The organism is Vibrio aquaticus, from assembly GCF_003970385.1.
GTDB classification, from domain to species: domain Bacteria; phylum Pseudomonadota; class Gammaproteobacteria; order Enterobacterales; family Vibrionaceae; genus Vibrio; species Vibrio aquaticus.
Map to the genome: position 1 here is coordinate 1 of NZ_RXZH01000038.1, position 1,106 is coordinate 1,106.

General features: G+C 37.6%; 1 pseudogene. It reads left to right on the plus strand.

The features are described from left to right. Positions 1-979: 979 nt before the first annotated feature. Positions 980-1,106 (plus strand): annotated as a pseudogene (gene rpsL / locus EJ063_RS21795) (30S ribosomal protein S12); the annotation flags it as partial.

Below are 1,106 nucleotides of genomic sequence, written 5' to 3' on the forward strand. Positions count from 1 at the left end.
TTCTGTATACTTATGTATACTTTCCCCGGTTCCGTTGCTACCGCGGGCTTTACGCAATCGATCGGATCATCTAGATATCCCTTCAACACAACACAGGTCATCGAAAGGATCTCGGAGACCCRCCAAAGCACGAAAGCCAGRMTCTTTCAGAAAATGRATTCCTATTCGAAGAGTGCATAACCSCATGGAKAAGCTCACACTAACCCGTCAATTTKGGATCCAATTCGGGATTTTCCTTGRGRGRTATYGGKAAGGMATTGGAATGTAATAATATCGATTCATAATGGATTCATATCGATACAGAAGAAARGGTTCTCTATCGATTCAACAAGTGCTGTACTTATGGGAAAGCGATAGAGAAAGAGAAAAAAAAAAACGAAGAWTTCACATAGTGATTTTTTTTTTTTTTTTTGATCAAAAATAAATCTGATTGAATTTATTTCGTACCCCTTCGCTCAATGAGAAAATGGGTCAGATTCTATAGGATCAAACTTATGGGACTTAAGAATGATGGAAGGGAATAAAATCAAAAAAGAAATCAAATAAAGAAAAGAGAGAGAAAATAAAGAAAAAATAAGTAAATCAAAATGAAGTAGAAGAACCCAGATTCCAAATGAACAAATTCAAACTTGAAAAAGTCTCTTTCTGATTCTCGAAGAATGAGGGGCAAAGAGATTGATTGAGAAAGATCTCTTGTTCTTATTATAAGATCGTGTGATTGGACCCGCAGATGTTTGGTAAAAAGAATAATCTTATCCTTTGAGAATAATCAAAAATAGAAAGTGTTCAGTTGGAACATGAAAACGTGACCGAGTTTGTCCTAGTTACTCTTCGGRACGGAGTGGAAGAAGGGAGGRGATTCKCGAACGMGGAAARGGAYCCAATRMCTTCGAAAGAATTGAACGAGGAGCCGTATGAGGTGAAAATCTCATGTACGGTTYTGTAGAGTGGCAGTAAGGGTGACTTATCTGTCAACTTTTCCACTATCACCCCMAAAAAACCAAACTCTGCYTTRCGTAAAGTTGCCAGAGTACGATTAACCTCKGGATTTGAAATCACTGCTTATATACCYGGTATTGGCCATAATTCACAAGAACATTCTGTAG